This window comes from Trichloromonas sp. (genome assembly GCF_041583255.1).
Classification (GTDB): Bacteria; Desulfobacterota; Desulfuromonadia; order Desulfuromonadales; family Trichloromonadaceae; genus Trichloromonas.
Map to the genome: position 1 here is coordinate 1 of NZ_JBFHGD010000129.1, position 9,500 is coordinate 9,500.

Consider the following 9,500-nt stretch of genomic DNA (forward strand, 5'->3'; position numbering starts at 1 on the left):
CCACCCAGTGTGACGCCATGATAAAGCGTGCAGTCATCGCCGATTTCCGCCGTTTCGCCGATTACCACGCCCATGCCGTGGTCGATGAAGAAACCCTTGCCGATCTTGGCGCCGGGATGGATTTCGATCCCGGTCAGAAACCGGCCGACATGGGACGTCAAGCGGCCCAGGAAATAGAATTTTCTCTGCCAGAGAGCGTGGGCAAACCGGTGCAGGAGAACCGCGTGAAACCCCGGATAACAGAAATAGATCTCGAGAACGCTGCGAACAGCCGGGTCACGGTCAAATACGACTTTAATGTCTTCTTTAAGGGACGGAAACACAATAATCCTCCTCTCAGGCATGCCATGATTATTTCTGCTAATCGATAACATACCTGATTGTTTCTGTCAACTATTTTGCCGGCCGTTTACGACGCTTGAAAACCGTGCGAAAGAAGGTAGGTCAGAAGGACTTCGGGAGGGAAAAGGAAAAGCGGCTGCCCTGGCCGGGCTGACTTTCTGCCCAGATCCTGCCATGGTGAGATTCAATAATTTTTCGACAGATGTAAAGCCCAAGCCCGCTCCCCTTGCGGGAATCCTGCTTGCCCACCTGGGAAAATTCTTCGAACAGCCCGTCCATACCCTCCGCCGGGATGCCCTTACCGGTGTCTTCGATGGTAAAGAGTACGGCATTGTCAGTTTCTTCGAGGCGAATAGTTATCTTGCCGCCTCGAGGGGTGAACTTGGCCGCGTTGGCCAACAGGTTCACCAACACCCGGTAGATTTTTTCTTCATCGAACAGGGCTGTGCAGCGATCAGGGAAATGGATGTCAAGCTGCAGCTGGCCCTTGCGCAGCAGGCTTTCATAGTCGTGAAGAAATTCCCTCGCCGTCGCCACCAGGTCGTGAGGCTGCAGATCGAGCGCCATGCTGCCCGATTCGAGACGGGAGAGGTCGAGGAGGTTATTGACCAGGTCGGCCAGCCGGTCAGAGGCCTCCAGCGCCTCCTCGACATAGCTGCGCTGTTCGGATGTCAGCTGTACCTTGTCGGTCTCGGCAAGCAGCGAGCAATATCCGCTGACGATGGTCACCGGAGTCCTCAGCTCATGTACCGCCGTGTTGAGAAAATCGGCCCGGGCCCGGTCGGCTTTTACCAGGCCGGCGTTGGCCGCCTCGAGATTCGCCTTGGTCTGCAGCAGGTCCTCCTCAATCCGGCGCTTATCCGTCACATCTCGAAAAGCCGCCACCCGCAATTCATCATGAGCGGCCTCTCTGCTGATACTTACGGAAAATACGCGCGCTTGCCCACTGCGGGAGGTGAACGGGATATCGAACCTGCAGCCGTTGGCGCTGCCGTGTTTTTTTTGCCCGGAGCAGTCTGCAAGCCGTTGCAAAACTTCGCCACCGAACAGGGCCGTGAGGCTGGCATCATTCAACTCGGCTCGATCGATCCCCACCATCTCGAGCATACACCGGTTGGCATAGACAACCTGCCCTGACGCCATAAACGCGATCAGCCCCTCGGAAGCATTTTCGAAAATTTGTTCGTAGAGTTCCTTGACCTTCAAGTCTCTTTCGAGGTGGTGCTTGGCGTTGCGAAGGGATTCAGCCTCCTCCCAGATCAGGTCGAAAAAGTTGCTGCCCTTTAGCGCCGCCACCACCACATTGGAAACCAGCTTGCAAAAGGCAACGTCTTCGCTGGAGACCTCCCCTTCACCCGGATGGGCAATCCGCACGATCATGGCGCCAACGACCCGCTGGGAATGGATGACCGGAAAGACCATGATAGCGCTGATATTACGCCCCTCGAAGGCCGGCAGAAAATCGACCATCAACGGGTTGTGGGAAACGTCATCGATCAACAGGGGCCGCCCAGAGGTCATGACCTGGCGGATTTCCGGATAATTCATCAGGTCGATGCGAAACGAAGGGCGCAGAAGATCGGCCGTAGTCGCCACGACATATCCGCAGTCTTCGTGTTCACGGATCAGAGCGATGGAACAGCGGTCGACATCATCAAGGTGCTGGGAGATTTTGCGGACGATTTCCTTGAGTGCGGTCCCGGCATCGGTCGATGAATAGACCGCCTCGGATATTTCGAGCAAGGCATCGTAATGCCTCGCCTTGCAGTCCTTACTTTTCAGCAGTTGCTTTTTCTGCAGGTTCCCCTTGATACGGGCAATCAGCTCACAGCGGTCAAAGGGTTTGGAAACATAATCATCCGCACCGACCTGAAAGGGATTCACCAGCTTTTCCATGTCCCGATAAGCCGTCATCAGGATAATCGGAACATGGTTCAGGCCAGGCTGCTTACGCAACCCGCTGCAGACGGAAAGGCCGTCACGATCCGGCATGACCAGATCGACCAGGACCACATCCGGCAAAAATTCAATGGCAATCCGACATCCCTCGTCGCCACCGGACGCCAGGATTACGTTGAACCCGGCATCAGTGAGCATGTCCTCCAGAATCTGGCGGATCATCCGATCATCATCAATAACCAGAACGGTCGGCTGCATAAAACCCTCGTCATGCCGTAAAATATGCCGCAAAAAAAACCATTAAATACACAATTCATTAACAATACTAAATCAAAACAGTATGGTCAATAGGTAGAACTATGTATTTTGTCGACAATATCCTGCAGCCCCCCTAGCGTCTCAGAGGAACAGGCGATAGGCCTCATTGGCCGACTCTTCGATGTACCGGTAACCGAGGTCCTTTAGAAAGGCCCGGAAAGCTTTTTCCTCGCCACCGGGGATTTCCAGCCCGATCAGCACCCGACCGTAATCCCCCCCCTGCAGCCGATAATGAAACAGGGAGATATTCCAGCTTTCCCCCATGGTTCCAAGAAACCGGGTCAGCGCCCCGGGGCGCTCGGGAAACCAGAAGCGGTAGAGCACTTCGCGGCCGACGTCAACGGACCGGCCGCCGACCATGTAGCGGATATGGGTCTTGGCCAGTTCGTTGTCGGTCAGATCGACATTATGAAACCCCTTACCCGCCAGCTGCCGGCTGAAGGCGAGCCGTTCCCCTTCATCACGGATCGACAGTCCGACGAAGATATGGGCCTGTTCCCGCCCGGCCAGCCGATAATTGAATTCGGTGATATTACGCTCCTCGCCGATCTCGGCACAGAAGCGCTTGAGCGAGCCGGGCTGTTCGGGAATCGTGACGGCGAACAGGGCTTCCTGCTTCTCACCGACCTGGGTCCGTTCAGCGACGTAGCGCAGGCGCTCGAAATTCATATTGGCGCCGGAGTTGATCGCCACCAGGGTCTGACCGCTGATTTTCTGTTCGCGAACATATTTTTTCAGCCCCGCCAAGCCGAGGGCGCCGGCCGGTTCAACGATGGAACGGGTGCTCTGGTAAACGCTCTTGATGGCGCTGCACAGCTCATCGGTATTGACCCGAACGATCTCATCGACAAAACGACGGCAGAGGTCAAAAGTCAATCGGCCAACTTCGCGCACCGCCACCCCGTCGGCGAAAATCCCGACCGAATCGAGGCTGACCCGGCGGCCGGCCTGCAGTGACTGGTACATGGCGTCGCTGTCCACCGGCTCGACCCCGATGACTTTCACTTCGGGACAGAGGGCCTTGAGATAGCCGGCCATGCCGGCGATCAGGCCGCCGCCGCCGACCGGGACAAAGACGGCGTCCATCCGCCCGGCGGTCTGCCGCAGCAGCTCGTCGGCCACGGTCCCCTGGCCGGCGATCACGAGTTCATCGTCGAAGGGGTGGATGAAGACCATCCCGGTCTCGCCGATCAGCTGATTGCAGTGATCCTGGGCCTCGGAGTAACTGTCGCCGTGCAGCAGCACCTCGCCTCCCATGCGCCTGACCGCGTCGATCTTGATCTGCGGAGTCGTTTTCGGCATCACGATGACGGCCCGAATCCCCAGCTTCTGGGCAGAAAACGCCACACCCTGGGCATGGTTGCCGGCCGAGGCGGCGATCACTCCACGCTGCCGCTCTTCATGGCAGAGATGGGCGATCCGGTTGTAGGCTCCGCGCAGCTTGAAGGAAAAAACCGGCTGCAAATCCTCCCGTTTGAGCAGTACCCGGTTGTTCAGCGCGGCCGACAGCACCGGCGCCTCATCCAGCGGCGTTTCCACGGCGGCTTCATAAACCCGCGAAGTCAATATCTGTTTAAGCAGTTTCTGCATGACATCCCCGATAAAAAAGCGGCGGGCTGTAAACCCGCGCGCCTGATGATAACGAAAAACAGAGCGAACTATTAACTACAACGGATGCCCGGCAAAATCCACACGATTTTTGCTGATCCCCGGCTGCCTATGGCCGCTCGAGTATCATCGCGGCCGCCATCGCGCCGGCCGCGCAGATTGAAACCAGCCCGTAACGGGCGTTGCGGCGCGCCATTTCACCTGCCAGGGAGGTGACGATGCGGGCGCCGGTGGCGCCGAAGGGATGTCCGACCGAAATCGAACTGCCGAGCACGTTGAGCCGCTCCGGATCGACCCGGCCGATGGCGTCCTCCTTCCAGCCCTTGTCCCAGGCGGCCAGATTGCAGGCGACCTGGCCGCCAAAGGCTTCATGCACCTCGACCAGATCGATATCGGCCAAAGTCAGACCGGTGCGCTTAAGGAGTCGCGGCACCGCCAGTCCGGGCGCCATCAGCAGGCCGTCGGCGGGATCGATGGCGGCATATTCAATGGCGCGGATAAAGGCCAGCGGCGCATGCCCGTCGCGGGCGGCCCGCCGCTCGGACATGAGCAGCACCGCCGCCGCCCCGTCGGTGAGGGGGCTGGCATTGCCGGCGGTGATCGTGCCCGCCGTCGAGCGATCGAAGACCGGGGAGAGGCCGGCCAGCTTTTCCAGGGTGGTGTCGCCGCGCACGATGGTGTCTTTCGCAATGCCGTTGAGGGGATGAATTTCTGCCGGCAGCCGCCCGTCGGCGGTGGCCGCTGCCGCCCGGTGATGACTGCGCAGGGCGATCTCGTCCTGCTCCTGCCGGGAAATGCGCCACTCTTTGTTGCTGATTTCAGCATGCTGGCCCATTGTCAGCCCGGTCGACGGCTCCTTGAAGGAGAGCGGCACCGGAAAGAAATGCCGGGGGCGCAGGCGAACCAGCACCCTGAGCCGGTCTTGCAGCGTGCGGGCCATCCCCGCCTCAAGAAAAATCGCGGCCGCCTCGCGCCCGAAAAGGACCGGCACCGTCGACATCGACTCGACGCCGCCGGCGATTCCGATCTCGCCCCGGCCTTGGCTGATCGCATCGGCCACATCGGTGATCGCGTGAAGCCCGGTGATGCAGTTGTTGGACACCAGGTGGGCGCATATCGAGGCCGGCAGCTTCAGGTCGAAGACGATCTCCCGCGCCAGGTTGGAGATAAAGGGGTCATGCAGCACCCGCCCCCAGACCAGCAGGTCAACCTGGGCGGGATCGAGGCTGAATTTCTCCACCAGCCCCTGCACCGCATGGGCAGAAAGCTTGAGCGGCGGGATATCCTTGAAGCTGGTGCCTGCCTTGACGAAAGGGGTGCGCATGCCACCGACAATGACGACCCTGGTTGCGTTTTTATCGGACATAACGGAACCTCCATGAATGGTAACCGGATTTCAGCTAATGAAAGGATACCATGATATTCTGGTTTTTCCCATCCGGCACATCTTAATGTCGACAAATGTATACGACTTCTATATACTACCAAACCGACTGTTTACGAGCGCGGCGAAAGTGGTTTTGCCGTCAATTCAATACCGTAAAAAGGAGAGATGACCATGCCGGAGTTCAAGTACCAGGACCCTTTCCCGTTGGCCAAAGACACGACCAAATACTACAAGATCCCCGGATCGGAAAAGTACGTATCTGTCGCTCAATTCGACGGCAAGGATGTCGTCAAGGTCGCCCCCGAGGCGCTCACCGTTCTTGCCAACCAGGCGATGAAGGACGTCTCCTTTCTGCTGCGCCCCGAGCACAACGAGCAGGTCGCCAAGATTCTGAGCGACCCGGAAGCCTCCCCCAACGACCGTGGCGTCGCCATGGCCTTTCTGCGCAACGCCGAAATCGCCGCCAACCTCGAACTCCCCACCTGCCAGGACACCGGCACCGCCACTGTCGTCGCCAAGAAAGGCCAGCAGGTCTGGACCGGCGTGAAGGACGAGGAGTATCTCTCCAAAGGCATTTACAACACCTACACCGAGGAGAACCTGCGCTACAGCCAGACCGTCGCCCTCGACATGTACGAAGAGAAGAACACCGGCACCAACCTGCCCGCCCAGATCGATATCATGGCGACCGATGGCGACTACTACAAGTTCGTTTTCATGGCCAAGGGCGGCGGCTCCGCCAACAAGACCATGCTCTACCAGGAAACCAAGGCCCTGCTCACCCCCGAGAAGCTCGAGAAGTTCCTCATCGAGAAGATGAAATATCTCGGCACCGCGGCCTGCCCCCCCTACCACATCGCCTTCGTGGTCGGCGGCACCAGCGCCGACTCGGTCATGAAGACCGTCAAGCTCGCCACCGCCAAAGAACTGGACGGCCTGCCGACCACCGGCAACGAGCACGGCCAGGCCTTCCGCGACACCGCCCTGGAGGACAAACTTCTTCTGGCAGCCCAGAAGCTCGGCATCGGCGCCCAGTTCGGCGGCAAGTACTTCGCCCACGACGTCCGCGTCATCCGCCTGCCCCGCCATGGTGCCTCCTGCCCCTTAGGCATGGCGGTTTCCTGCTCGGCCGACCGTAACATCAAGGCGAAGATCACCAAGGAAGGTCTGTTCGTCGAAGAGATGGACCGCAATCCGGGCCGCCTGATCCCCGACAAGTATCGCGGCAAGCACGGCCACGGCACCAAAATCGACCTCAACAAGCCGATGACTGACATCCTCGCCGAACTCTCCAAGCTCGAAGTCGGCGCCCCGCTGCTGCTTCAGGGCACCATTGTCGTCGGCCGCGACATTGCCCACGCCAAGTTCAAAGAAATCCTCGACAGCGGCAAGCCGCTCCCCGAGTACCTGAAAAAGCACCCGATCTACTACGCCGGCCCGACCAAGACCCCCAAGGGCAAGGCTTCCGGCTCCTTCGGCCCCACCACCGCCGGTCGCATGGACTCCTACGTCGACCTGCTGCAGGCCAATGGCGGTTCGATGGTCATGATTGCTAAGGGCAACCGCAGCCAGCAGGTCACCGACGCCTGCAAGAAGCACGGCGGCTTCTACCTCGGTTCCATCGGCGGCCCGGCTGCCGTTCTGGCCGAAGAGAACATCAAAAAGGTCGAGTGCATCGACTTCCCTGAGCTCGGCATGGAAGCGGTCTGGAAGATCGAAGTCGAAGACTTCCCGGCCTTCATCCTGGTCGATGACAAGGGCAACGACTTCTTCAAGAAGCTGGGCCTGTAAAACTCCAGTCGTACCGACAGCAAAAAGCCCCGGTTCCGTATGGAACCGGGGCTTTTTCAAAGAACGCCCCACAGGAGGATGCCATGGACAACCGTTTTATCCTGACCGCCTTCGGCAAAGACCGCCCGGGCATTGTGGCCGATGTAACCCGGATTCTGTTCGAGAACGGCTGCAACCTCGAAGACAATTCGATGACCCTGCTGGCCGACGAATTCACCCTGATCCTGCTCTTCAGCAGCCCGCGCGCGAATATCCAGGCCCTTTTGCTCAAGGCCTGTGAGGATCTCGAACGAAGCACGGGCGTTTCGGCCTCCATCCGCCCCCTGGAGAGCCGCCGCCCGCTCATGCAGGACGGCAGCTGCGACTGCACCCTGCACGTCGAAGGGATGGACCAGGCCGGGATCGTCTACAAGATCAGCCGCCACCTGGCCGATCGGGGCATCAACATCATCGACCTTAAATCGGCCGTCAAGCCTTCCCCGGAAAGCGGCACCGCCATCTACCTGATGGACATCCACATCCAGGTTCCCCAGCAGATGGACCTGGAGCAGGTGGAAAGCGATCTGACCTCGGTAGCCGACGAGCTGCACGTCGACATTGCCCTTGCCCGCTAACCCCATGCCTATGGCCGCCCCGGATTCCTGCAATCCGGGGCACGGCATCCCCCCATAGACATGCAACGTATACGCGTATACGCGTCTACATGATTGCCCCCTGCCCTTTGCTGTGCTAGCGTCCGCCTGCAGGCATCAAAACAGCGAAGGAGATTCAACCATGCTGGTATCACCCTACACCGTCGCCGCCCGTTACCGCGCCGAAATCCGCCAGGAAATCCGTTCCCTTGGCACCCCGCTGAAGGTCGTCGGCTTTCTCGGCGGCGAATATGCCCCATCCCTCACTTATGCAAATTACACCAAAAACGCCTGTGAAGAACTCGGCATCGACTACGAACTGCGCCAGCTGCACCGCCTCGACCTGGAACAAGCCATCGTCGCCGCCAACGAGGACCCGAGCATCCACGGCATCATGGTCTATTACCCGATTTTCGGCAACGAGCAGGACCGCTATCTCAAGGATATGGTCGATCCGCGCAAGGACATCGAAGGGCTCAACGCCTTCTGGATCCGCAAACTCTACCAGAACGAACGCCTGGTCGACGGCGCCCGCGCCGCCGGCAAAGCCGTCGTCCCCTGCACTTCGCTGGCGGTTCTGAAAATCCTCGAAGCCAACGGAGCCTACGGCGCCAGCGGCACCCGCCCGGCCGAACACAAGACGGTCACCATCTTCAACCGCAGCGAGGTAGTCGGCCGGCCACTGGCGGTCATGATGTCCAACGACGGCGCCCGAATCTACTCCTTCGACGAACAGGGTCCGTTGCTCTACCTCAATGGCAAAGCCACCGAGACCAAGATCACCCGCGCCGAAGCCCTGCAGCAGTCGGACATGGTGATTACCGGGGTGCCGTCCCCAAGCTTCCCCAAGATCAAAGCCGACGAACTCTCGGAACACACCATCTGCCTGAATTTCGCCACCATCAAGAATTTCACCGCCGAAGCCGAAGCAAAAGCCGAACTCTTCATCCCCCGCGTCGGCCCGATCACCGTCGCCATGTGCATGCGCAACACCCTGCGCCTCTACCGCACCTACTTCGCCAAAGAGCATAAGAATACGGTCGCATGAACAGAGGCTGGAGCCTGACAATGCAAAGGCTCCGGGTCTAGTCGACCACGGGATTCTATCAATAAAAAGAGCCTCCGCGTCGATAAGACATGGAGGCTCTTGCTTATTCAGGTGGCGCCTGGGGAAGAGCCGAAAGCTTTCCGTGTCGGCATAAACCATCCCCGCATTGTCCGGTTTGTTTTACTCCCTAAGGTACTGGTTCCACCGACCAGAGAAAACTTCGGTTATGAACCCTTATCGGCGACCTTGAGAAAGACCACCAGCGCGCCATCGCCGCCGTACTGCCTGGGAGCCCGCCCCCATTCGGCAACCCAGCCCCCGCCTTCAGCGGAGAGGTACTCTTCGATCTCCCCCCGCAGCACCGGTTCGCCGTCAGAACCTCGCCCCCAGCCGGTGACGATCAAGACGATCTTCCTGCCATGGTAAACAGAATTTTCGAGAAAATAACGCGTCTTCTCCCGCGCCTCGGTCCGGG

Annotated in this window: 8 protein-coding genes; 3 read left to right on the forward strand and 5 right to left on the reverse strand. The window is 59.2% G+C overall.

Features of this window, described 5'->3' with window-relative positions:
* The 4 genes from ABYV89_RS10975 to ABYV89_RS10990 all read right to left on the reverse strand — a co-directional run.
* Positions 1 to 344, reverse strand: a 344-nt coding sequence (locus tag ABYV89_RS10975) for a serine O-acetyltransferase (RefSeq protein WP_432822994.1), incomplete at its 3' end; no start/stop codon positions are given.
* Positions 345 to 444: 100 nt separating this feature from the next.
* On the reverse strand, positions 445 to 2,499 hold the full coding sequence (locus ABYV89_RS10980; RefSeq protein ID WP_432822995.1) for an ATP-binding protein: 2,055 nt from the start codon (positions 2,497 to 2,499) through the stop codon (positions 445 to 447).
* A gap of 141 nt (positions 2,500 to 2,640) precedes the next feature.
* Positions 2,641 to 4,149, reverse strand: coding sequence for a threonine ammonia-lyase, biosynthetic (gene ilvA, locus ABYV89_RS10985; protein ID WP_432822996.1), 1,509 nt, complete (start codon positions 4,147 to 4,149; stop codon positions 2,641 to 2,643).
* Positions 4,150 to 4,276: 127 nt separating this feature from the next.
* The gene (locus ABYV89_RS10990) at positions 4,277 to 5,533 is read right to left on the reverse strand and encodes an acetyl-CoA C-acyltransferase (RefSeq protein WP_432822997.1); all 1,257 of its coding nucleotides are present in this window, start codon (positions 5,531 to 5,533) and stop codon (positions 4,277 to 4,279) included.
* A 186-nt stretch (positions 5,534 to 5,719) separates the two neighbouring features.
* Between ABYV89_RS10990 and ABYV89_RS10995 the strand changes: the two genes are divergently transcribed.
* The 3 genes from ABYV89_RS10995 to ABYV89_RS11005 all read left to right on the forward strand — a co-directional run bounded on the left by ABYV89_RS10995 (position 5,720) and on the right by ABYV89_RS11005 (position 9,025).
* Entirely contained in the window at positions 5,720 to 7,345 is a 1,626-nt protein-coding gene (locus ABYV89_RS10995; RefSeq protein ID WP_432822998.1) for a fumarate hydratase, read from the forward strand.
* A gap of 83 nt (positions 7,346 to 7,428) precedes the next feature.
* Positions 7,429 to 7,959, forward strand: a complete 531-nt coding sequence (locus tag ABYV89_RS11000) for a glycine cleavage system protein R (protein ID WP_432822999.1) — start codon at positions 7,429 to 7,431, stop codon at positions 7,957 to 7,959.
* Positions 7,960 to 8,119: 160 nt separating this feature from the next.
* Entirely contained in the window at positions 8,120 to 9,025 is a 906-nt protein-coding gene (locus ABYV89_RS11005; RefSeq protein WP_432823000.1) for a bifunctional methylenetetrahydrofolate dehydrogenase/methenyltetrahydrofolate cyclohydrolase, read from the forward strand.
* A gap of 224 nt (positions 9,026 to 9,249) precedes the next feature.
* On the opposite strand, the gene ABYV89_RS11010 is transcribed toward ABYV89_RS11005, so the two are convergent.
* Positions 9,250 to 9,500: Smr/MutS family protein (locus ABYV89_RS11010; protein ID WP_432823001.1), on the reverse strand; the 251-nt coding region annotated here is incomplete at its 5' end.

Bases quoted from the DNA above. Each gene is read 5' to 3' on its own strand.
- ABYV89_RS10980 (WP_432822995.1), bottom strand. From the start codon at position 2,499: ATGCAGCCGACCGTTCTGGTTATTGATGATGATCGGATGATCCGCCAG.
- ilvA (WP_432822996.1), bottom strand. From the start codon at position 4,149: ATGCAGAAACTGCTTAAACAGATATTGACTTCGCGGGTTTATGAAGCC.
- ABYV89_RS10990 (WP_432822997.1), bottom strand. From the start codon at position 5,533: ATGTCCGATAAAAACGCAACCAGGGTCGTCATTGTCGGTGGCATGCGC.
- ABYV89_RS10995 (WP_432822998.1), top strand. From the start codon at position 5,720: ATGACCATGCCGGAGTTCAAGTACCAGGACCCTTTCCCGTTGGCCAAA.
- ABYV89_RS11000 (WP_432822999.1), top strand. From the start codon at position 7,429: ATGGACAACCGTTTTATCCTGACCGCCTTCGGCAAAGACCGCCCGGGC.
- ABYV89_RS11005 (WP_432823000.1), top strand. From the start codon at position 8,120: ATGCTGGTATCACCCTACACCGTCGCCGCCCGTTACCGCGCCGAAATC.